General features: G+C 28.2%; 23 protein-coding genes, 1 pseudogene, 2 riboswitches and 1 other annotated feature. Of the genes and pseudogenes, 6 read left to right on the forward strand and 18 right to left on the reverse strand.

Going from position 1 to position 23,600, the window contains the following annotated elements; all coding sequences use genetic code 11:
• The 6 genes from OW763_RS03030 to OW763_RS03055 form a co-directional block, all read right to left on the reverse strand.
• On the reverse strand, window positions 1-1,218 hold the full coding sequence (locus tag OW763_RS03030) for an exonuclease SbcCD subunit D (RefSeq protein ID WP_268039582.1): 1,218 nt from the start codon (window positions 1,216-1,218) through the stop codon (window positions 1-3).
• Window positions 1,219-1,514: 296 nt separating this feature from the next.
• Window positions 1,515-2,966, reverse strand: coding sequence for a sodium-dependent transporter (locus tag OW763_RS03035; RefSeq protein WP_268039583.1), 1,452 nt, complete (start codon window positions 2,964-2,966; stop codon window positions 1,515-1,517).
• A 217-nt stretch (window positions 2,967-3,183) separates the two neighbouring features.
• Window positions 3,184-3,462: a binding site (T-box leader), on the reverse strand.
• Window positions 3,463-3,573: 111 nt separating this feature from the next.
• A complete protein-coding gene (locus OW763_RS03040) occupies window positions 3,574-3,990 on the reverse strand; it encodes a DUF1893 domain-containing protein (protein WP_268039584.1) in 417 nt (138 codons plus the stop codon).
• A 30-nt stretch (window positions 3,991-4,020) separates the two neighbouring features.
• Window positions 4,021-4,563 carry an ECF transporter S component gene (locus tag OW763_RS03045; protein ID WP_268039585.1) on the reverse strand — a complete coding sequence of 181 codons (543 nt, stop codon included), beginning with the start codon at window positions 4,561-4,563 and terminating at the stop codon, window positions 4,021-4,023.
• A 158-nt stretch (window positions 4,564-4,721) separates the two neighbouring features.
• Window positions 4,722-6,092: a sigma-54 interaction domain-containing protein gene (locus OW763_RS03050; RefSeq protein WP_268039586.1), complete on the reverse strand. Its 1,371-nt coding sequence runs from the start codon at window positions 6,090-6,092 to the stop codon at window positions 4,722-4,724.
• A gap of 319 nt (window positions 6,093-6,411) precedes the next feature.
• Window positions 6,412-6,576, reverse strand: a complete 165-nt coding sequence (locus tag OW763_RS03055) for a hypothetical protein (RefSeq protein ID WP_268039587.1) — start codon at window positions 6,574-6,576, stop codon at window positions 6,412-6,414.
• Window positions 6,577-6,765: 189 nt separating this feature from the next.
• On the opposite strand from OW763_RS03055, the gene OW763_RS03060 reads away from it, so the two are divergent.
• The 3 genes from OW763_RS03060 to OW763_RS03070 all read left to right on the forward strand — a co-directional run bounded on the left by OW763_RS03060 (window position 6,766) and on the right by OW763_RS03070 (window position 8,807).
• Window positions 6,766-7,653 carry an FUSC family protein gene (locus OW763_RS03060; RefSeq protein ID WP_268039588.1) on the forward strand — a complete coding sequence of 296 codons (888 nt, stop codon included), beginning with the start codon at window positions 6,766-6,768 and terminating at the stop codon, window positions 7,651-7,653.
• Between the two features lie 98 nt (window positions 7,654-7,751).
• Window positions 7,752-8,447 (forward strand): DUF554 domain-containing protein, encoded by a 696-nt coding sequence (locus OW763_RS03065; protein WP_268039589.1) that lies wholly within the window; start codon window positions 7,752-7,754, stop codon window positions 8,445-8,447.
• Between the two features lie 105 nt (window positions 8,448-8,552).
• On the forward strand, window positions 8,553-8,807 hold the full coding sequence (locus OW763_RS03070) for a hypothetical protein (RefSeq protein WP_268039590.1): 255 nt from the start codon (window positions 8,553-8,555) through the stop codon (window positions 8,805-8,807).
• Window positions 8,808-8,849: 42 nt separating this feature from the next.
• Here OW763_RS03070 and OW763_RS03075 read toward each other — a convergent pair whose 3' ends face one another.
• From OW763_RS03075 to OW763_RS03110, 8 genes and pseudogenes are all read right to left on the reverse strand, one after another.
• A complete protein-coding gene (locus OW763_RS03075) occupies window positions 8,850-10,526 on the reverse strand; it encodes a putative bifunctional diguanylate cyclase/phosphodiesterase (RefSeq protein WP_268039591.1) in 1,677 nt (558 codons plus the stop codon).
• A 188-nt stretch (window positions 10,527-10,714) separates the two neighbouring features.
• Window positions 10,715-11,386 (reverse strand): annotated as a pseudogene (gene queC / locus OW763_RS03080) (7-cyano-7-deazaguanine synthase QueC); the annotation flags it as partial.
• Window positions 11,387-11,405: 19 nt separating this feature from the next.
• Complete coding sequence (gene folE / locus OW763_RS03085; protein ID WP_268039592.1) at window positions 11,406-11,993, reverse strand: GTP cyclohydrolase I FolE; 588 nt, start codon at window positions 11,991-11,993, stop codon at window positions 11,406-11,408.
• A gap of 5 nt (window positions 11,994-11,998) precedes the next feature.
• Window positions 11,999-12,670 (reverse strand): putative 7-carboxy-7-deazaguanine synthase QueE, encoded by a 672-nt coding sequence (queE, locus tag OW763_RS03090; RefSeq protein WP_268039593.1) that lies wholly within the window; start codon window positions 12,668-12,670, stop codon window positions 11,999-12,001.
• Window positions 12,657-13,103: a 6-carboxytetrahydropterin synthase QueD gene (queD, locus tag OW763_RS03095; protein ID WP_268039594.1), complete on the reverse strand. Its 447-nt coding sequence runs from the start codon at window positions 13,101-13,103 to the stop codon at window positions 12,657-12,659. The genes queE and queD overlap by 14 nt, the downstream gene beginning before the upstream one ends.
• A 10-nt stretch (window positions 13,104-13,113) precedes the next feature.
• Window positions 13,114-13,869 (reverse strand): acyl-CoA dehydratase activase, encoded by a 756-nt coding sequence (locus OW763_RS03100; protein ID WP_268039595.1) that lies wholly within the window; start codon window positions 13,867-13,869, stop codon window positions 13,114-13,116.
• Window positions 13,866-14,867: a 2-hydroxyacyl-CoA dehydratase family protein gene (locus tag OW763_RS03105; RefSeq protein WP_268039596.1), complete on the reverse strand. Its 1,002-nt coding sequence runs from the start codon at window positions 14,865-14,867 to the stop codon at window positions 13,866-13,868. Before OW763_RS03105 ends, OW763_RS03100 begins: the two co-directional genes overlap by 4 nt.
• A 157-nt stretch (window positions 14,868-15,024) precedes the next feature.
• Window positions 15,025-16,581 carry a sensor domain-containing diguanylate cyclase gene (locus tag OW763_RS03110; protein WP_268039597.1) on the reverse strand — a complete coding sequence of 519 codons (1,557 nt, stop codon included), beginning with the start codon at window positions 16,579-16,581 and terminating at the stop codon, window positions 15,025-15,027.
• Window positions 16,582-16,797: 216 nt separating this feature from the next.
• Here OW763_RS03110 and OW763_RS03115 point away from each other — a divergent pair, with 216 nt between their 5' ends.
• Together OW763_RS03115 and OW763_RS03120 are read left to right on the forward strand one after the other, a co-directional pair.
• Window positions 16,798-18,252, forward strand: coding sequence for an alanine/glycine:cation symporter family protein (locus OW763_RS03115; protein WP_268039598.1), 1,455 nt, complete (start codon window positions 16,798-16,800; stop codon window positions 18,250-18,252).
• A 16-nt stretch (window positions 18,253-18,268) separates the two neighbouring features.
• On the forward strand, window positions 18,269-18,850 hold the full coding sequence (locus OW763_RS03120; RefSeq protein ID WP_268039599.1) for a 3'-5' exonuclease: 582 nt from the start codon (window positions 18,269-18,271) through the stop codon (window positions 18,848-18,850).
• 133 nt (window positions 18,851-18,983) lie between these two features.
• Here the strand turns inward: OW763_RS03120 and OW763_RS03125 are convergent, their stop codons facing one another.
• Window positions 18,984-19,223, reverse strand: a complete 240-nt coding sequence (locus tag OW763_RS03125) for a DUF1292 domain-containing protein (protein WP_268039600.1) — start codon at window positions 19,221-19,223, stop codon at window positions 18,984-18,986.
• A gap of 318 nt (window positions 19,224-19,541) precedes the next feature.
• The gene (locus OW763_RS03130; protein ID WP_268039601.1) at window positions 19,542-20,069 is read right to left on the reverse strand and encodes a DUF6155 family protein; all 528 of its coding nucleotides are present in this window, start codon (window positions 20,067-20,069) and stop codon (window positions 19,542-19,544) included.
• Between the two features lie 312 nt (window positions 20,070-20,381).
• On the opposite strand from OW763_RS03130, the gene OW763_RS03135 reads away from it, so the two are divergent.
• Window positions 20,382-20,972, forward strand: coding sequence for an ECF transporter S component (locus OW763_RS03135; protein WP_268039602.1), 591 nt, complete (start codon window positions 20,382-20,384; stop codon window positions 20,970-20,972).
• 60 nt (window positions 20,973-21,032) lie between these two features.
• Here the strand turns inward: OW763_RS03135 and OW763_RS03140 are convergent, their stop codons facing one another.
• Both OW763_RS03140 and OW763_RS16885 read right to left on the reverse strand, forming a co-directional pair.
• Window positions 21,033-21,845, reverse strand: a complete 813-nt coding sequence (locus OW763_RS03140; RefSeq protein ID WP_268039603.1) for a transglutaminase-like domain-containing protein — start codon at window positions 21,843-21,845, stop codon at window positions 21,033-21,035.
• A 13-nt stretch (window positions 21,846-21,858) separates the two neighbouring features.
• Window positions 21,859-21,934, reverse strand: a riboswitch (cyclic di-GMP riboswitch).
• 77 nt (window positions 21,935-22,011) lie between these two features.
• Window positions 22,012-22,095, reverse strand: a riboswitch (cyclic di-GMP riboswitch).
• Window positions 22,096-22,251: 156 nt separating this feature from the next.
• Window positions 22,252-23,586, reverse strand: coding sequence for a DUF5011 domain-containing protein (locus OW763_RS16885; RefSeq protein WP_268039604.1), 1,335 nt, complete (start codon window positions 23,584-23,586; stop codon window positions 22,252-22,254).
• Window positions 23,587-23,600: the final 14 nt, after the last annotated feature.

Below are 23,600 nucleotides of genomic sequence, written 5' to 3' on the forward strand. Positions count from 1 at the left end.
TTAGGCCTCATGTTCTTCACCTTCTTCTTTACCAGCTATACTTAAAAACAACTCCATAATTTCATTGTTTGGCTCTACCATTCTCTGCTTTACATAAAACTCTTTAAAAAGTTCTCCCATACTTTTTTCTTTTACATTATAAAAATCCTCATTTTCTTCATCTTTTCCTTTAATTATAGGTCTTATTTCTAAAATATCTTTTTTAAGACTCTTCATTATTTTTATGTCTTCTTGAGTTATATATTTATCTGTCTTTATCTCTAAATAAACCCAAATTTCTTTATCACAATTTTCCTCACATTTTTTAATAGCCTCGTCTACAGATTCACACTTCCAAACCTCTATAGGCTTGTAGTTTTTAAAATTAATCTTATCTACTTCCGCTTCTTTCCCTGCTTTAACATCAACAATATAGCAGCATTTTGTATATCCCACTTCACTCTTACTATATTGTAGTGGAGACCCTGAATAAAAGCAGTTACTTCTCCCTTTTATTCTTTGAGGTTTATGCAAATGTCCAAGAGCAACATATTGAGCCTTTTCTGGAATAGCCGCAGCACTTACTGCTAAACTTCCTCCAAGTTGAATTTGCCTTTCTGAATCTGATTCTTCTCCACCTAAAACAAACAAATGTGATACTGCTAAATTAATAGTATCTTCTCTATATTTCTCTGAAAGTGATAGAAACAACTCTCCAACCCTTGCAGAATAGCTTTTTTGTCTTTCTTCTTCTTCAATACTTTCCGAAAGCACTTCATTTAATCTTTTTTCACTAGGATAAGGTAAAGTTATGATTACTATTTTTTCACCATTTACTTCTATCTCAACAAACCCTTCACCAGCATTTAATATTTCATGCTTCCCACATCTTCCTATTTCAGCACAACTCTTAGGTCTACCCAAAAGGATAACCCCCTGTTCATAAGCAAGTGGACTTGCCGCTACAAGTCTCTCAGGATTATCATGATTTCCTGCTATAACTAAAACTATTCTCTCTCCACCATTACAAATCTCTTTTAAAGCCCTATAAAACATTTTCTCTGCTCTTGCAGGAGGATTACTATTATCATAAATATCTCCAGCTATTATAACCATATCTGCATTTTTTTCTTCTACTATATCTACAAAGTCTTTTATAAATTGCTCTTGTTCATCCATTCTACTAGCACCTTCTAAGTTCTTTCCAAGATGCCAATCCGAAGTATGTAATATTCTCATAATTTCACCCCTTAAATTTCTCATATTATACACAGAAAACTTAAAATACTAATTTTTATTAATAACTTTCAGATACAAATTATCTCTAACTCTCAACTTTCAATCGTGAGTTTTAAACTATGTAAAATTTCAAGTTTTAAAATTCTATATCTAACATATATTTTAACATTTCAACTATAAAACAAAACATGTAAATTAAAAAAAGAGTTAAGTCACAAAATATATTTGTAACTTAACTCTCTATTATACAAAGTAAATGAATAGCGCCCCTATTTTTACCCCATTAAATTTTATATTTACTCTTCGTTACTTGTTCTTCTAGATTTTAGGCCCCACGCCGCAAGAACAAGTACTACTAAACCGCCTACTACTAATAATGCATTTGTTGATAAACCAGTTTTGAAGTATTCCATTAAACCAATAGAATGTACAAATATAACCATAATTGCTAATGGTGCAACTACTTTGATAGCAAAGCTATATAGATTACTCCATGAGAAAGGATGTAATCCATCACTTTCAATTTCTTTGACAACATTCTTCGTACCCCAAATCCATCCTCCAAATACACATACTAATACTCCACCTAATGGTAATGATATATTTGCTGTAATATAGTCGAAAAGATCGAAGAAATTTTTACCAAACATTTTAACTTCAGACCATGCACCAAAAGATAATGTACTTGGTATAGAAAGCGCGAATAGTGCTAACGTTACTAAAACAGTTGCTTTCTTTCTTCCCATATTAAATTGTTCTGTAACAAAAGCTACAACAACTTCCATTAAAGATATAGTTGAAGTTACAGCTGCAATTCCAATTAATAAGAAGAATAAAGTTTCAAAGAAAGCTCCAAATGGCATAGCCTTGAATACCGCTGGAAGAGTTATAAATATTAATCCTGGTCCTGAATTAGGTTTTAATCCGTAAGCAAAAACTGCTGGGAAAATAACTACTCCTGCCATTAAAGCAATTAATGTATCTGCTATAGTTACTTGAACTGCCAATTTAAAAATATTTTCTTTTTTATCTATATAACTACCATAAGTCATTATTATTGCCATACCTAAACTTAAAGAATAGAAAGAATGTCCAAGTGCTTCTAAAACACCCTTTTTAGTTAATTGTGAAAAATCTGGTTTAAATAAGAATTCCAATCCTGCTGAAGCTCCATCTAAAGTTACAGATCTAATCATTAAGGCAATTAAGATTAATAACAATATTGGCATTAAGAACTTACTACATTTTTCTATACCAGTCTTAACTCCTAAAATTACAACACCAGCGGTTACCACAAGTACAACAAAAGTCCATACTATAGGCTCAGTTCCATTAGATATTATTGCTCCAAAATAATCTTCTAATTTATCTGGTGCAACATTTATTAACTTGCCTGAAGCTGATCTTGATAGATATGAAAATACCCATCCTGCTATGATAGCGTAAAAAGAAAGTATGATAAATGCTGTTGTAACAGATACAATTCCCGATAGATACCATGGTTTATTTGGTTCTAATTCTTTAAATGCTCCTACTGCATTTCTATGTGTCCTTCTTCCTAGTGCAAACTCTGTTAACATTACAGGAAGTCCAACTAAAACAATACATGCTAAATAAACTAAAATAAATGCTGCCCCACCATTTTGTCCTGTAATATACGGAAATTTCCATATGTTGCCTAGCCCTATTGCAGATCCCGCTGCTGCTGCTAAAATACCTAATTTTGATCCAAAATTATCTCTTTTCATATATAAAGCCCCCTTATCTAAATACTAATTATAAAATACCATATAATTGCAAATTTTGTATTTTCTTACTGTTGAATGTATAAATTTTACCCCTTTAATAAGCCCCCCCTTTTTAATTTTTAATTTCTATAAAAAATTTCTGGCAATTCAAAGTTTATAAAAATATTACTATATAAATAAAAAACTCTCGACTCTATGAACGTATAATTGTATACTTCATAGGGACGAGAGATATTATCGTGGTACCACCCTAATTCACATTTTAAATAAAATGCCTTATTATTCAGATCGACGTAGATTTTCAAAATTACTCTTAGAAAATCACCTAACCATAGCCATGTATCGGTGGCAACCGTCCTAATCTACTTGAAAATAATTTCTTTCAATTTGGCAGCTCTAGAGTGATCATTACATACTTCTTTCAACACCAACTTTCAGCATACATTGGCTCTCTGCAGTTAAAACAAAGTATTTTTCTCTCCGTCGTCACTTTATCTTGTTAAATTACCGAAATTCTTATTCACAATTATATATGGTATTTTGAAAATTGTCAACATCTTTTTTGAAAACATTAATTTTTCTAAATTAATTTATTAGTAGTATATGTTTATGTTTTTAAAAAGTTTCCAATTTTCTTGAGTAAATATTCAATATTCTCTTCATCCTTAGCCATTTTTTCTACCGGGCATGCATCACTTTTCGTTCTATTCAATATATAAGGTACCTTTAACTCATACTCAAAAGATATATTATTATGCTTTAAAACCTGTATAGCATTCTCACTTATCATTTTTGTATAGATATGCTTTATACCTGCCTCTACACTTAACATGGCTGCAGCCTTTCCTATAACTTTATCAGCTAAAACTCCTCCAGCTATCAAATCTCTTTTTTCAAGTACTGCAGTAAACAAAGGCTCTATTCCTCTTGCTTTTCTTTGTACAACAACTTCGCTATCCTTAACAATAACCATAGATAAACCATTTTCAATCAAATATTTTTTAGCAAGTTCTATGTCTTTCACATTAAGTCCTCCAACAAAATTTATTTTTACTTAAACCTGTACACTTTTTTCTTCTTTTCCTAAACTTTTTTTCACAGCATATACTACTAAAGGTATAAAAATAAGCTGAATTATTATTCCCGGTAATCCTTTTAAAAATAATCCTGCAGCAATAATATCAAGTTTAAATGGTTTTCCTATTATCATGTGAATAATTATATATACTCCTAAAACATTAACTATTCTACCTAAAATCATTCCAATAATTAATGAAGGATATACACTTAATCTAATTTTATTATATAAAAATGAAATAAATAAACCATAGGCAGCTAATTCAAACATCATTATATATACAAATGGGAACGGTGGCATCCCTGTAAATATATGACTTAAAATAGGAGTTAAAATTCCTATTATCAAAGCATATGATGGACTTAGAATAAACCCTCCTATCAAAATAGGAATATGCATTGGTAAAAACACAGCTCCTGCTTGAGTTCCAAATATATGAAAAAATATTGGTAAAATAATTCCTACTGCTATAAGTAATGCTGCCCTAACTAATTGTTTAATATTTGTAGTTCTTATCATTAAGCTTCCCCCTTTTAATATTTTCCATTAATTACACAGCATTTTTTGTTCCAAAAATAAAAAAAGGCTAAAAACAGCCTTTTTTCCTATTAATATCTTCTGTAATTATTCTTTTTTCTCATTATGATACTATATTTTCTCAATTTGAGATTAAATACTTATTTTTTCTCATTTTGATACTCACTTACTTTTATACCGTATTTACTAATTTTTCTATAAATTGTAGCTCTACTTATTCCTAAGAGTTTTGCTGCTTCTTCAGCATTTCCTTTACAGAAAATTAATGTTTTTTTCATGTTTTGTTCTTCTAAAATCTTAAGTGGAAGTATATCTTCTTTTTTTACATCTAAATTACTTATCTCTTCTTCCACAACATTTGCATTGTTCTTTGGCTTATCTCTTAATAAATTCAATAAATACCTTTCGGTTATTCTATTACAATCACATAAGTAATAAGATTTTTCAACTACATTTCTTAGTTCTCTTACATTGCCTAACCACTTATACTCTGTTAATTTTTTCATTGCCTCTTTATCTATTGTTTTAACATTTTCTATATTTTTGTTATTTAATTTCTTTAAAAAATGTTTTGTTAATTCTTCTATATCTTCTTCTCTTTCATTCAAATCAATTAAACGTATTCCTATAACATTTAATCTATAATAAAGATCATATCTAAAATTTTTATTCTCTACTTCATCAATTAAATTTTTATTCGTAGCAGAAATAACTCTTACATTAATACCTTTTTCGTAGGTTGATCCAACTCTTACTATTTTATGGTTATCTAATACTCTAAGCAATTTAGACTGAATATCAAGTGGCAACTCTCCAATTTCATCTAAAAATATTGTTCCACCATCTGCAAGTTCGAATTTGCCTGGATATCCTCCTTTATTTGCACCTGTAAAAGCACCTTTTTCGTATCCAAAAAGTTCACTTTCCACAAGCTCTCTTGGTATAGCTGCACAATTAACTGCAACAAAAGGTCCTTTAAATCGTTTACTATAATTGTGAATAGCTTGTGCAAAAACTTCTTTTCCAGTACCACTACTTCCCTCTAATAATATATTACAATCTGCATTTGCTGCCTTTTTAGCATATTCTATTATTTTTTTCATTTTTTGATTTTTTGTAGCAATATCCTTAAAAGTATACGATGCACTATATCCAATAACATTATTTACTACCTTATGTATGTGCTTTGTATATCTAAAAGCAACAACTATTCCGCCTATGTTCTCTACATATGTTATAGGTTCTATATTAGTAACACAGCGAACCCTGTTATCATTTATAACAAATGTACAATCCTCATTTTTATATCTTTCACCATTTTTTAAGCAGTCATTCAACAATCTGATATTATTAAATATATCTTTAATATTTTTATCAATTATTTCTTTAAGCTTAAGACCAAGAATTTTTAAAGCTATTTTATTAACTTCTTTTATTTTCAGTTTATCATCTGTAATAATAATTCCTTCTGAAGTACTATTTAAAACAGCATTTAATAATTCTTTTTCCATAAACTCACACCTACTTTTTTATATAGAATTATATATATTATCTCATATATATACTAAATATAGAAGTTAAACTTTTATTATTACTTTATTCTACAAACCACATAAAATACCCTCTATAGAAATCTTTCTTTTTAAATTTCTATAGAGGATATTTTTCTAGATTTATCACTGTCATACATTATTGACAATAAGAAGTTCCTAAGAGAACTTCCTTGAAGGCTTTTGAGTTAATTAAATTTCCACCTTTTAATTCGGCATTTTTTTATTATATAAGAAAATTTAAAATAAAATTCGGTAGGTTACTTCCTACCGAATTTTGTTATTCAAAATCATATTTATTTTTGGCTTCCACTCCACTTTTATTATATTTAGGCTTCTCTGTAGTTTGAACTATCTGATTTTTAGCAAATTGTCCTTGAGATTTAAACCCTTGCTTCTTATAATCTTTTTTATTATCATTTTTTGCTTTTTCACGAGATTTCATAGGGCACCTCCTAAAATATATCCTCTTTAAATAGAATATCCTTATTTTTATAAATTATTAATTGAAGAAATTTCATAATATATTTTCTTAGTATCAATATCTTTTCTCATTTATTTACCTTCTATGGTTATTTGTGTATAATATATTTAAATTAGTATATATATTTGTTCAAAAGGAGTTAATTTCAACATGAGAAAAATAGGTATGAGAAACTTAAAAACTTCATTATCAGTTTTTTTATGTATAATTATTTTAAGAATTTTAAATTTTAAGTATCCTTTTTATGCTTGCATTGCCGCAGTAATTTGCATGCAAAGTTCAGTGTTCAATTCTTTTACAATAGGTAAAAATAGAATGATTGGCACTTTTATCGGTGCTGTGATTGGATTTTTATTTGCACTTATACAACCTAGAAACGTTTTTTTATGTGGTATAGGAATAATAGTTGTAATTTACATATGTACTAGTTTAGGACGAAAAAAGTCTGTAACCATTGCATGTATTGTTTTTCTAGCTATTATGACAAATCTTATAGATAAAACACCTTTTATATACAGTATACATAGATTATTTGAAACCTTTGTAGGTATAATTATAGCAGTTTTAGTTAATTATTTTGTATTTCCTCCAAAGTACTTGGATAATTTAAACACATTAAGAAAAGAAATTATTGATAATATTTTTAAGTTAACAAAAGAAAAAATTTATAACAATAGCAATATAGATCTTTTAACACTAAATAAAAAAATATCTAATTATGAAAGTTTAGTAAATTCATTTTATGAAGAAATTACATATAAACAAAATAAACTTTGTGAAATAGATGATTTTAAAGTATTTTTAACACTATCTAAAAAAGCTTTTAATCATCTATCTATAATTAAAGCCTTAGATATAAATTGCAACTTAACTAAAAGTAATCTAACTAATATTGCATCCATCTATAATATTGAATTAAAACAAAGTTCATATACTACTACAGATAGTACTATCGTTTATAATTATCATATAAATGAGTTAGTAAAGATATTAGATACTTTAAAATCTGATATCCTCAAAATAAATATTTCTCAATAAATTAATAATTATTCTACCCCAACTTATGGGTTACATTTTTTGTAGAATAAGCTTATAATAAATAAATATTCTTATTTATATTTTGGGGGTGAATTTATTTGATTGGAACAACAGTTGATTCTATTGCAATCATTGTAGGAAGTTTAATAGGTATTTTGTTTAAAAAAGGGATAAATGAAAAAATAAGCAAAACTGTTATGAACGGATTAGCACTTTGTGTACTTTTTATAGGAGTATCAAATATTATAGATACTTATAATAAATTCGAGTCTAATAGTATGCTTATAATTATTATTTCTATGGTTATAGGATCAATAATTGGAGAAATAATAGATATAGATAAAAGAATTGAAAATTTAGGAAACACCATAGAAGTTAAGCTAAAAAAAAGTGGTGGTCAAATAGCGGAAGGCTTTGTAACAACAAGTCTCTTATTTTGTATTGGAGCTATGGCAATTATAGGTTCTCTTGAAAGTGGTCTTTCAGGAAATCACAAAACTCTTTTTGCAAAATCAATCATTGATGGCATTACTTCTATAATATTCGCATCTTCTTTAGGAATTGGTGTTATGCTATCAGCTATATCAGTATTTGTATACCAAGGAATAATAACACTTGGAGCATCTTTTTTAAAAGTAATATTGATTCAATCAGTAATAACTAACATGACTGCAATAGGTGGAATTCTAATAATAGGATTAGGCTTTAATGTGTTAGGAATGACTAAAATAAAAGTTGCAAATTTACTTCCAGGAATATTTTTACCTATACTTTATCAAATAGTAACAACTTAACTATTATATAGTTTTCCTAAATTAAGTTTAAATAATTTATTAGGAATAACTTTAACTTTTCTATCATATTATGTACAAACAATATGATGATAGGAAGGTGTTACTATGTATGATAAATTAAAAAAGAGCCACAAACCTTATGCTAAAAAAATCATGTACGAATTATATCCTGACAAAAACTGCAATGTAGATACTTTATGTTCTCGTTTTGTTAAAAAACGTCATAAAATTGTACTCGCTTCTATAAAAGATTTGGAAAAATGTCGCTTAATTGAAAGAGTAAATAATAAAGATAACGAACAATTATATATGCTAACACACTATGGAAAAGATTTTATGAAAGAAGAATTTAATGAATAATAAAAGAAAAGTGCAACGCACTTTTCTTAGTTTAGCCATTTATCACCAACACATTTCTTTTTCACCTAATATTGCTTCAATTTCTTCAACAACAACTGGTTTACTAAATAAATATCCTTGATATTCATCGCACTCGATTTCATTTAAAAACCTAAGTTGTTCATTAGTTTCCACACCTTCTGATATAACTTTTATCTCTAAAGCTTTTGCCATTGTAATAGCTGCTTTTATAAGGGATTCATCTCTTTTATCTTTAGCTATTCCATCAACAAACAATTTATCAATTTTCAATACATCTATTGGAAATGTTTTTAAATAGCTTAACGACGAATATCCTTTTCCAAAATCATCTAATGCTATTTGTATTTTCTTTTTCTTTAACTTAGCAAGAATGTCATAAGCACGTTCTATATCTTCCATAGCTGCTGTCTCAGTAATTTCTATGCTTATATATGAAGTATCAATACCTGTACTTGTTAATATAGACTCTAATTTATCAATAAACTCACTATTGTTAAACATTTTTGCAGAAATATTTACTGCAATATTTATTGGTTTCAAACCATCACTTATCCATTTTTTAATTTGTAAACAAGCTAGTTCTAATATATGTTCATCTATTTCTTTAATAAGCCCTGTCTCTTCTGCTATTAATATAAAATCATTTGGATAAATCAATCCTAGCTTAGGGTGCTGCCATCTTATTAATGCTTCTAGTCCTGTAACTTGCCCCGTTCTAATATTAATTTTAGGTTGATAATGAATAATAAATTCTCTCTTTTTTAATGCAGTTCTAAGGCTTTCTGCAACTTCTAAACTACTCATTACACTATTATCCATTGCATTATTATAAAATTTATAATTATTTCTACCTTTTTCTTTTACATTATACATTGCAATATCAGCATTTTTAAATAAAGTTTCAGCATCTTCTCCATTTTCAGGAAACAAAGAAATCCCCATACTACAAGTAATGTGAATTTGTTTTTCTTTTAGTATAAATGGATGCTTAAAAATCTCTATGATCTTCTTCGCTACATCTTCTACATCTTTTAGTCCATTTATATCATTCAATACTATTATAAACTCATCTCCACCTAACCGAGCAATAATTTCCCCTTTTCTAACAACATCTTTTAATCTACTAGAAACCTTTTTTAGAAAATAATCACCAATGCTGTGTCCAAATGTATCATTTATTAACTTAAATTTATCTAAATCAATAAATATTACTCCTACTTTTTTATCATTTTCTTTTGCTTCTTTAATAGCTAATGTCACTCTTTCCTTTATTATTCTTCTATTAGGTAAATTTGTTAGAGCATCTTTAAATGCTATATCCTTAAAATTTTGTAAAAGTTTTTCTTTTTCCTCAATAGCTTTATAAAAGCCATATCCAATAAATATTATTCCTACTACTACAAACACTTCTTCAAATATATTTTCAATCAAATATCCTAGTTCAATAAATTTAAGTTCATCAATAGTATCACTAAAAAATGAAATAGTTAACAATGCCCACCCAATGCTTAAATATTTAATATTAAGTTTTAAAGAAATATCAAAAGCAATTATAGCAAAAATTGTGCATATCCCTTCTAAAAAAAAATCATTAACTTCTATATCTAAATTCATTTTAATTAATATAAACGTCAGTACTATAAGTAAAATTAATAACATACTAAACATTTTTATTGATTTTTTTGAAATACTTTTCATATAAGTTATCCTCGTTATACATAGTATTTTAGAAATTGTCATTTATCTTTCGTATAATTTTTACTTCTTATCAAAAGTATTTCTACAAAATTATATAAATTCCTCTTTTTATTTACTTTATAAACTTTATAATCTCTTTAAAAACTTATATTTTTTAATAAATTTTAATTTTTAATAAATTTTAATTTTTATAAGCTATTTAATTTTTTAAATTCTAAATAACCTTTTTTTCTCAATTCACATGCTGGACATTCTCCACATCCATTTCCTTTCATTCCATTATAACAAGTTAAAGTTTCTTTTTTTACTATATCAAGCACCCCTAAATCATAAGCCATTTTCCAAGTTTCTGCTTTATTTATCCACATAAGCGGCGTATGAATTACAAATTGATAATCCATTGCTAAATTTAATGTTACATTGATTGACTTTATAAATCCATCTCTACAATCTGGATATCCACTATAATCACTTTGAGATACCCCAGTTATTATATGATTTATTTCTCTCTGCTTAGCAAAAATCGCCACAAAAGTCAAAAACAACATATTTCTTCCATCAACAAAAGAATTAGGCACACCTTCCTTTGGAGATTTTTTATCCACCTCTATGTCACTTCTAGTTAAAGAATTTGGAGCTAACTGGTTTAATAGTGCTAAATCCAAAATATGATGCTCTACATTATATTTTTTACAAATATCCTTTGCACATTCCAATTCAACCTTATGCTTTTGACCATAATCAAACGATACTGCTATAACATCTTTAAATCTTTTTTTTGCCCAAAATAAACAAGTAGTACTATCCTGTCCTCCACTAAATACAACTACAGCTTTTTCTTTATTTATATTATTCACGACTTTTCCCCCGAAATTTAATTTATTTACATAACATTATTAATCTATTTTGTAGAGAAACATCTTCAGCAAATTTTCCTCTTAAAGTAGTCGTAACGGTTTTTGTATTTGGCTTTTTTATTCCTCTAGTAGTCATACAAGCATGTTCACCTTCTATAATAACTGCTACATCCTCTGTTTCAGTAATCTTTTGCATTATTTCAGCTATATCTGTTCCTATTCGTTCTTGAAGTTGTAGCCTTTTACCTACCATATCAGCTATTCTTGCAATCTTACTTAAACCAATAATTTTCTTTTTAGGTAAATAAGCAACAGTCACCTTCATGTTATACATCAAAGCCAAGTGATGCTCACAGTGACTAAATATTTCAATATCCTTCATAATTACTATATCTTTATTTTTTTCTTCTATATTCAAATCTTCTTCAAAAGTTTTATTAAACATTTCCGCAATTTCATCATTTGTATAGCATATTCCTTCAAATAATTCCGCATACATATTAGCAACACGTTTTGGAGTATCCTGTAATCCTTCTCTATCTGGATTTTCTCCTAAAGCTATCAGTATACCTCTTATGTGCTTTGCAATTTCTTTCTTATCAATTTCCATATTAGTTATACCCCCTTTTTGTCTGGTTCCCAGATCACCTTATGAAGCTGAATTTGAAGAGTAACTCCATTCATTTTATTATCCTTCATAAATTCTACAATTTCAACTGTATTAATTTCTCCAAATATTGGGCTTATATACACATTGGTTATTTTTGACAAATCGTACTTATCAATAATATATTTTACCTTTTGTAAGTCTTCACTACCACCTACTACAAATTTAACTGTATCATATCTTCTTAAGTAATTAAAATTATCAACTACCATCTTATCTTCCATATTACTTGAAGAAAGCTTATAATCCATAGTAATTTTAGGTGGGTTTTTTCTTATATCTGCAAATTCTTTTATAGAAATACTTCCATTAGTTTCTATTTCTATTGATAATTCTTTATCCTCTGTAAGTTTTTCTATTAGCTTCAGCATTCCTTCTTGCAGTAGTGGTTCACCACCAGTTAAAGTTACATTTTGGATTTGTGTAGATTTAATATATTCATATATTTCTTTTGTTGTCATCAACTCATATATTACATCTTTTTCATTAGCCCATCTTGTATCACAATAACTGCACTTTAAATTACATCCTGCAAATCTAATGAATACAGCTAGCTGACCTGATAAACGTCCTTCTCCATTAATACTAATAAACTTCTCAACCACTTTATATTGAGTCAAGCTGCTTCACCTCACTTTCCTCATAAACTGCACAATTAGTTGGTGTTTCATATACCATAGATTTTTTTACATTATACCCCTTTTTCTTCATATGCTTAAAGAAGAACTCTGCAAACTTCTCAGCAGTAGGTCTGAATTTTACATTTATTATTCTAAAACCGTCCCCAATTAAATGCTCCAACGTCTCTTTTCTCATGGTATTTTCCTGTATTATCAATGCATGATCATAGAAGTCCACTATTTCTTTTATATCGTTTTTTAAATCTCCAAAATCTATTACCATACCATCAAATTGTCCACCTTCTACTAACTTTTCTGCCTGCACATGAATTTCTACCTTCCATCTATGTCCATGAATATTACCACATTTCCCTTCATATCCAGCAAGAAAATGAGCACTATCAAAACTATGTTCCGCTCTCAAAATATACATATATCTCCTCCTATACTCTCTCCCCATAATAACAGCATCCAATTGCTCCATTAAACTGAGGAAAATTAACAGAAACCACCTCATCATAATCTTTATTAAGATATTTCTTTATAGCAATATTAGTAGCAACACCACCAGTTAAAACAAGTTTTCTTCCTCTAAACTTAGTTAAAAGTGGTTTTAATCTTTTATATAAAGAATAATTAACTCCTGCACTCAAACTTTCTATATTTGCTCCCTCTGCTATTTTCCCAATCAATTCAGATTCTGAAAACACTGCACAAGTTGAATTTAACTCTATAGGATTTTGATAATATTTACTCATCTCATCAAGCGATATTTCTAATACACTTGCCATATTCTCTAAATATCTCCCACAAGAAGCAGCACACTTTTCATTTAGTTCTAAATCAGTAGTTATTCCTTTTTCTATTTTAGCTACCTTAACATCCTGTCCACCTATATCTAAAAGTATAAAATCTTTTAATCCTGTTTGATAAAACCCACCATAAACATGTGCTTTTATCTCATTTATAGCAATAAACTTTTTTAAATCCGTATTATTTCTTCCATATCCAGTAGATATAGCCTTATCAACATTTTCTATTTTAAGCTTTTCTAAATCTACAGTTATTTTTCCATTAAAGCTGCAATAATCTCTATAAAAAGACATCGTACTTATTTTCATTTTTTTTATTATCATATTGTCTTCCATTAATACAATCTTTACTTCTCTACTTCCTAAATCTATTCCTAATATCCTCATCTAGCTTCCCCCTTTAAATCGAGCAACATATCAAGGAAAGCTTCCAATCTAAGTTTTGTTCTAGCATCTAAGCTATTTAGCTTGTCTCCTTCAATATTTAAAATAGGAATATCTAACTGTTGTTTTAATACAATATCTTCAACTGCTCTATAACAAAATGCTTGAGTATAGTGAATTATACCATCTAAATTTCTCTCATTAATTTGTTCCTTAAGTTCTTTAATTCTAAACTTAATATCATAAGGGTATGTATAATCATAATATTGTTCATATATATTTGAAGCTCTATCTGCTCTTGGAAAAGCGAATTCTCTTTGAACCTCATTATAAACAATATGTGAATTAAATTTCTCTACAAATTTATATAAATCAGCCGTCATAGGTGGAACCCCTATATAACCTAATCTAAGCTTTTTATTTATTGGCACTCTTTTTTTAATTTTTGACACGGCATTTTTAAGCTCAACTTCAAATTTATCTACATCTCCATTTAAGTCACTTAAACTAACCTGATATAAATGGTTTTCAAATCCAGTAGCTTTATTTTCAACATATGTTAACTTATCAACTTCCTTTGCTAATTCTCTAATCTCATTTAATCTATTTCTCACATTTTCAACCTTTTCCAAACTTACATTGAAAATATCCATAAATTTTTTAATTTCTATTTCTACATCTCTCTTGTTATGACTATAAGGAAATGAAAAAGGATAAACCTTTATTCCTTTTAAACGTAATACTTCTATAAGTGCCTTTGTATTAGAACAATCGCCTTCCATAACTCCAACTATTTCTTTTATATCGTTCTCCATACACGCACCATAAATTCCTTTTATCCACGCACATAAACTTTTTGGGAAACCATCTCTTTCCGCTATATCTATATATTTTGAATAATCTTCTGAAGTTATAAAAAGATTATTGATATCTACAGGTTTATAACCTGCTGCTAAAATAACCTCTACAGGTACAGTAGTAGTCAAACCAATTTTTTTCATTTTTTCTCCTCCTCTTTTAATAAAAAAGGACATTAAAAAAGGGCTTAACTGCCCCATAAACAAAAAAACTACCTAAGACGCTGGTAGCATGTCCTAGTTTTGTTTATAGACAGGATGGATTACGAACTGTCTTCTTATATTATTAAAAATAAGTATATCATACCTTATTATGCACTACAATGTCTTTGTTTATAATTTGATTTTGTAAATATTTCTTACTATTTTTCACCTTCTGTTTGTTTTTATACATTCTCTCATCAGCAATTTTCATTAATTCATCATATTCTTTTCCTTCTTGTGGAAACTTAGCAATACCATAACTAAAGCTACATTTAAAGCTGTTTTCTTCAAACCTTATTGGGTTATCATTAAACTCCTTAATTAACTCTCTAATTTTTTTTATAGTATTTTGTAAATCTGTATCATTAATAATTGATACAAATTCATCTCCGCCAAACCTTGCTACTATATCTGAATATCCAATTAAATTGCTTAAACGACTAGCAAAAGTCTTAATTAATTCATCTCCTGCTAAATGCCCATAACTATCGTTGATAAGTTTCAATCCATTTAAATCAAACATACCTAGCAAAAATTGTTCATTATTTATAGCTGTTTTCTTAATATGCTTATCAAATAATTCTTCAAAGTATCTTCTGTTATATACATTAGTTAATTTATCATATCTAGATAAATATATAATTTGCTCATATAATTTGTGATTATTAAGCGCAATTGCTATTTTACTCCTCATGTATTCCATTATTTCCAAATCACTTTCATCATAAACATGGTTGCGACTACTATCTACATTTATTAACCCATATAACTTTCCTCCTATAATAATTGGTGCACTAATAGAAGATTGTACTTTAATTTCTTCTTTATTTTCCAAAATTACCGGAAATTTAGTCTTAATCATATCTTGAATATCATTAATTATAATTGTTTTTTCTGGATTTCCATTTGTTTTAATCCAAAAAAACGAATCTTTTAAATTAATGCTAAATTCCTTACCCTTCTCAGCATCATATCCTTTACAAGCAACAATTTTCAAGTTATCATCCTCATCTAAAACCAATACACATGCAAGCTCACTATTTCCCATTAATTCAGTTGCCTTCTCCAAAATCAACTCAAATAATTCGTTGATGTTATTTAGTCCAATTATAGCATGACTTATTTCTAACACAGCATCCTTCAACTTCAAAAGTCTTTCCATTCTTTTTTTATCTATGTTCTGATTTGTAATATCCATCACAACACCAACTAGCCCTTTAACTTCATTTTGTTTATTTATAAGAACTGCTTTATTAAAAATCACATCATGAAAGGAACCATCATTATATAAGAGTTTAGCTTCATACGTTTGCTTGCCTTTACTCTTCATCAATTCATTATCTGCTTTATAATAAATATCAGCAAGTTCTTTAGGATAAACTTCATAAACAGAGTGTTCAATAATTTCTTTCCTTTTAAGACCTACATATTCTATAAAAGCATTATTACAATGTTTATATATACCATATTCATCTTTGTAAAATATAGGGTTAGGAATTGTATCAATAAGAATTTGAAAAAATTCCAAATTTTCTTGGAATGCTGATAGGATTTGTTGAATTTCTTTTGTATTGTAACTTTCTTCTCCTGTTATAAGATTCTTTTTTCTATTTTTTCTTTTAAATAAAGATACAATCTTTTTTATAATATTCAATAATCTTTCATCCTTTCAAACTATTATCGAACTATTCAATATTTTATATAATTATATCAAAACGACAGATAGCTGTCATGTATAATTCACTATATATCCTTTTGAAGCTTTCAGAAAACATTGAATATACAAAAAATTGATATTTAACCTATTTTTTGATACAATTGTGTCATTGATTAAAAAATAAATACTCACTAAAAGGAGAGGTATGCTATAATGTTAAATATTTTGGAAAACATCGTTTCCATAGGTAATAAATGGCTTTGGTCATATGTCCTTATTATTGTTCTTATTGCACTTGGACTTTATTTTACTTTCAAATCAGAATTTGTTCAATTCAAATTTTTGGGGGAAATGTTTAAATTATTGGGAGATGGTGCAAGTAATTCTGTGTCTTCAAATAAAAAAGAACATAAAGGTGTTTCATCCTTTCAAGCATTTTGTATCAGTACAGCTTCAAGAGTTGGAACTGGTAACCTAGCTGGTGTTGCAATAGCTATATCACTTGGAGGTCCTGGAGCAGTTTTTTGGATGTGGTTAATCGCTTTAATAGGTGCTGCATCAAGCTTTGTTGAAAGTACTTTAGCTCAAATTTATAAAGTTAAAGATAAACATGGTTATAGAGGTGGACCTGCTTTTTATATGGAAAAAGGGTTAAATAAAAAATGGATGGGAGTTGTTTTTTCCATTTTAATAACTTTATCCTATGGTTTTGTATTTAACGCTGCACAAGCTAATACAATTACATTAGCCTTCGAAAGTGCTTTTGGATGGAGCAGATTAGCAATGGGATTATGCCTTGCAGCTGTTACAGCAATTATTATTTTCGGTGGAGTAAAGAGAATTGCTAAAGTTGTTGAATTAATCGTACCTGTTATGGCAATAGCTTACGTATTTGTTGCTTTATTTGTTGTAGTTAAGAATTTTTCTGCTATTCCAGCATTATTTACTCTTATAGTAAAAAGTGCTTTTGGGTTTGGACAAGCTATAAGTGGAGGAATTGGAGCAATTATTATGCAGGGAATTAAAAGAGGTCTTTTTTCCAATGAGGCTGGAATGGGTAGTGCTCCAAATGCTGCAGCAACAGCTGATGTAACTCATCCTGTAAAGCAAGGATTCATTCAAACTTTAGGTGTATTTACAGATACTATTTTAATCTGTAGTGCTACTGCATTTATTATATTACTTTCCAATTCTCATGCTTCTGAAGGTTTAAAAGGAATACAAATTACTCAAGCAGCTTTAAGCTCTCAAGTAGGTTCTTGGGGTAATGTTTTTATAGCTGTATGTATTTTACTCTTTGCCTTTAGTTCTATAATTGGAAATTATTATTACGGTGAAACTAATATAGAATTTGTTAATGGAAATAAAGGATTACTAGCTGTATATAGAATATTAGTGCTTTGTATGGTTGTATTCGGTTCAGTTGCAAAAATTCAAATTGTCTGGGATATGGCAGATTTGTTTATGGGTTCAATGGCTCTTATTAATTTAATTGCTATTGCAATGCTTTCAAAAATTGCTTTTGCAGCTTTAAAAGACTATACTAAACAAAAGAAGGAAGGAAAAGATCCTGTATTCAATTTAGATAACATTGAAGAGTTAAGAAATATTGAACAATTAGAAAATATTGAATGTTGGGCAGAAGAAGAACAAACTTACGCAGTTTAATTAAGGAGAAATATAAATGAAAAGTATTTTTTTAGACACAGAAACTACTGGACTTAAACCCGGAAGAATAGTTCAGCTAACTTACATTATAGAAGAAAACAAGAAATTTTCTCGTGCAAAAAACTTTTTCTTTATGGTTGAAGATTGGGAAATGGATGAAAGAGCCGCTCAAGTGCATGGATTTACAGTTGATAGATTGGCAGTATTATCTAATGGTCAGCTTTTTGAAGATGCTGTAGATGAAATTAAAGAAGACTTTAAAGACGGTATTTTTATAGCACATAATAGTAACTTTGATAAAAAATTTATTGACGCTGAATTTGGTAAATTAAATATATCTTGTAATACAAAAAGAGAGTTTTGTACTATGAAATATTTTAAAGATATACTAAAATTACCTGCAAGACGAGGAAACGGCTATAAAAATCCAAAAGTAGAAGAAGTTATGCATTTTTATGATATAGACGCTGATTACGTTCTAGAAAAAACTAAAAAAATATTTGACTGTGAAGATATTTCTTTTCACGATGCTAGATATGATACTATGGCTATGTATATATGTTGCTTAAAATCTCAAAATCGTAATATTGATGTTTAAAATCACATAGCTAAATGTAGTTTTTATTGTTCACTACTTAGAAAATTTCTTTTTTAAATGTCATAATAAGCTTAAAATACAGTAAAAGAGCACAATTATAGATTTAACTATATTTGTGCTCTTTTTATTCAATTTAGTGATTATGTTTTTCATTATAAATTTGTAAAACATTTTTAAATTCTGCTCCAGAACCTATTGAAGCATATTCTACTTCTCCATTTTTCCTAACTTCTTTATATGCATTAGCAACATCTGAATCTTTTTCTGATACTATTACATATTTGTTTTCACCAACTTTAAGAGCATCTACTAACTCCAATTCTACTGGTTTACCAAATTCATTTAAAACTGTAATGGTGTTTTGCTCTGCCATATCCATCTCTCCTCCAATAAATTTATACTTATTTTCTTCTATAACTTATTATTATCTATTAAGCATAAATATATTTATTATAATTAAGAATTAACAATGAAGAATTAACAGTGAACGAGAATTTTCTTCCACTTTGTTACAGAAATTTTTTAATTAATAATTCGTGAATTGGATACTGGTGCTTTATTTCAATAAGCATAACAAGTTTTACTAATAGTTAATTAAAGATTTTCTGATTTTTTAATGAAGAAAATCATCCATAATTGTTAATTGTTCATTCTTAAATCTTAATTATAAGAATATTGTTTCACAATATTCTTATATAGTGTAGTAGCTATCAAAAATCTCAATCATACTATCCATAAATTCAAAACCAATTTCTTTACTTTTTTCCACAATAGCCCCCACTTTTTCATGAAATTGATCTTCTAAGTTATTTTTAGATATATAGTTTAAGGCTTTATCAAAAACTCCTTCAATATTTATATAAAATTCCTCTTGTACATTTCCATGGTAATTCATAAATTTCAATGCATTCTCTACATAATAAAGCATCAACTCTGCTGTTTTAGCTTTAGAAGATGTTATCCTTTGAAAATCCATAATAGCCTTACTTACTACTGAATACCTCATTTTTCCCTCTCCATCATGTGGAAAAAATTCTTCTTTAATAATTTTTTTATACTTTTCTAAAATCTTTTCTTCTAATTCGGGATTTATTTTCAAACTATAATATTCCTTAACATCAGTAAAGAATTTAAATAGTTCTATCACTTCTTCTTTTAATTCATCCTTACTTAAATAATCAATATGCTCGTTTAATTGATATATATTAATATTATTCATTGCTACCTCCAGTAATTTATTTTTAAGAAAAGCAATATGGAAATTAAAATCCCCACAAATAATAATCTTAATACAATTATAACTGTTTTTATTTAACTTTTAAAACATTTTATGTAATAATAATATTTTTTCTAAATGCTCGATTATTTTTTAACAACTTCTATTGATTTTTCAAAAAAAGGTGTTATACTATTACCATATTTTAAATTAAATGGTATTCTTTACGAAACCATATCCTTAAAATATACACATTATAATAAAATTTCATAATTCAACTTATATCCTATTGGAATAAGAATGGAGGTAAAAAAAATGAGTGAAAAATCATTAGTCAAAAGGAAATTAACAACTCAACAAATCACTATTACAGGGATGTTGTCTGCAATATCCATTGTATTAGGAGTAACTGGTTTAGGTTACATACCTATTCCACCATTTCACACAACTATTATGCATGTTCCTGTTATAATAGGCTCATTAATTGAAGGACCTGTTGTAGGAGCTATGCTCGGTCTTATATTTGGACTAACTAGTATATTTCAAGCAATAAAAACCCCTACACCTGTAAGCTTTATCTTTTTAAATCCACTAGTAGCTGTACTCCCAAGAATTTTAATAGGTATTACTCCTTATTACACCTATAAAGTTTTGAGTAAGCTAAAACTGAATTCAATTAAAATAGCATTAGCTACAGGAGTTGGTTCTTTCACTAACACAATAGGTGTTTTGGGAATGATTTACATTCTATATTTTGATGCTTTTGTAAAAGTACAAGGCATAAGCGTAAGTGCTGCAAATAAAACCTTTATTGCACTTACTTTAAACGGATTTGTCTCTGCTGGTGCAGCAATTTTAATTACCTTGCCTGTTGTACAAGCTGTAAATAAAATTAAGAAAAATTAACTTATAAGTTTTAAATAAATATAAAAAACTCGCTTTTTAATTAAGCGAGTTTTTTTATATTTAATACTCTTTTACTTTACTATATTGAGAAGCATCTTTTATCATTGAATACTCTTTATTTTCACTTAGCAGATATGCATCATAAGTTGTATCTATTGTTACCCATGTATCTGAATCCTTTAGATACACTTCATTCCATGCGTGATAAGTGTCAATGTCGTTTTTGTATCCTTTAACAAGTTTTGTAGGTACTCCTACGCTTCTTAGCATTGATGCTAAAAGTGAAGAGTAATCGTAACAAATACCTTTTGAAGTTTTAAAAGTATCATTAATATTTGGAACATAGTCATTACTAATTTTATTTATTTTGTCATAATCGTATTTTATATTTTTTACTATATAGTCATAAACTGCTTCTACTTTTTCTCTGTCATTTACTGCTTTATTTGTTAGTTCTTTTGCTTTTTTTATAGGTTCCATTTCTTTATTCCAATTTATTGTTTGAATAGCATTTAAATAAACTTCTCTTTTATTATCTATATCAGCATTTATTGATTGTTTTTCAGCAACTGTATATTTTTGTCCATCTTTTTGCTTTAAAATCTTTATATTATATTCTCCGCTTCCTAATTGAAGAGGAAAACTTTCATTCTTATCATTTTTTAAATCGTAAAAATATTTTGCATTATCCTTTTCTATCAACAATTTAGCTTTAATGTCAGTATCAGGTGAATAATTCACACTTATGAGTCCTTTATTTATACTTGTATTATCGAAGATATTAGTGCTAATTTCTTGAGCAAAAACTCTGCTGCAAGGTACTAATGTAACAGACAAGATTATTGACAAACTAGCAATTATTTTCTTTAACATATTAAACTCCCCCTTCGGTAACTGGCTACCATTTTACAGGCCCTATAGTTTTGCGTCCCTGTCTTTCGACAGGTTTGCCTTTATCGGTGAGAAGTTTTACACCAATAACTACTTTATTCAGTTTTTACATGTCCTATTTAATTATTTACATGCAAAAAACTTTTCTTTCGGTAATCTGGCTGCCATCTATTACTAGGAAGGCCCTATAGTTTTGCGTCCCTATCTTTCGATAGGTTTGCCTTTATCGGTGAAAAGCTTCGCACCAATAACTTGTCTACTTTTTTATTAACTTAAATAGTGGTACTTGTATACCTCTATTATACTACATTATATGCTTATTATCATTTGTTTGTGATATTTTTCCAAAAAAAATCGAAGGAGAAAAACCCCCTCAATTTCTTAATAATTACTCTTCATTTTCCTCAATATCTTTTTTTCTCAATTTAAGTCCTGATACCACAATCAACAATCCTGATAAATAGTATTTATATGGACTTTCTTCACCTGTTTTAGGTAATACAGATATTCCTTCTGGAATCTTTTCATCAGGCACATCTATCTCTTCATCTGTCACTGGTTCTATTTGTTTTACTTTTATAATTCTTATTACTTGATTTGCTGCATTTCCATTTGAATCTTTTACATCATAAGTTATAATATAGTTTCCTGGTACATCTGTATTTACTTTTCCTTCTTTACCATTTACTCTAACTTGAATTTTTTCAGTAATATCTCCATCTTCCTTATCTACAGCAGTTGATCCTGCATCTTTATACACATCTCCAAAATTCAATACAACTTCTTCATCTCCATTTAAAGTAATCACAGGTTTGCCTGGAATTCCTTCTGGGATTTCTTCTTCTGGAACTTCTACTACTTCTTCTACTATTACAGACCTCATTACCTCATCTGCTTTATTTCCATCTGAATCTGTTACATTATAAGTTATTGTATATGCTCCAGGAACACTGGTGTCAACATCCTTACCATTTGCCTTAACTACAATTTTATCTGTTATATTTCCATCTTCCTTATCATAAGCCTCCGCACCTGCATCAGAATATTCTTCACCTTGCTGAATTCTTATAATATCAGAACCTAGTAGTGTGATTTCAGGAGCTTCATTTGTAACTATACGAGAACTATTACTTTTTTTATGATGGGTTGAAGTTGTCTTTTCATAACTGCATAAAAAACTCAAATCAAAATTACATGTTAAACCCTGAACACTATTTCCAGCTTCCTTGTCCATTGATATAGTTATAATCATTTTAATATTCTTGCCTGCATTTATTAAAATACTGTTATTCCCTTCAATACATACACTTTCTAAATTACCATTAAATATTTCTCTATTTTCTTCTTGAATATCATCCAGATTTTGAACTATATGAACTTTTACATAGTTCATAAAATCTTTATAACTATCTGATTCCTTTGAAAGCACCTCTTTTTTCCCGTTCTCTCCAATAAGAGATATTTCTAAATTATCTAATGAAATTTTTTCCAATTTATTTAAATAATTTACATCATTAGATATTTGGAGTTTTTTTGTAACACTACTACCAGGAACTATTGGTGAATCACCTACTGAAAAAATAGCTTCTACTTTAGCTTCAGGATTACTTATTTTAAACTCTGGGAACGCTTTTGCAGGTTTAGTAAGTAAACATGATAAACCAAATAAAACTAGTACCGTTACAAGAACCTTTTGAAAAAAGATTTTTGTATTTTCAACCACACCTTCACCTTCTT

Source organism: Clostridium aestuarii (assembly GCF_026735135.1).
In the GTDB taxonomy this organism is placed as follows: Bacteria; Bacillota; Clostridia; order Clostridiales; family Clostridiaceae; genus Clostridium_H; species Clostridium_H aestuarii.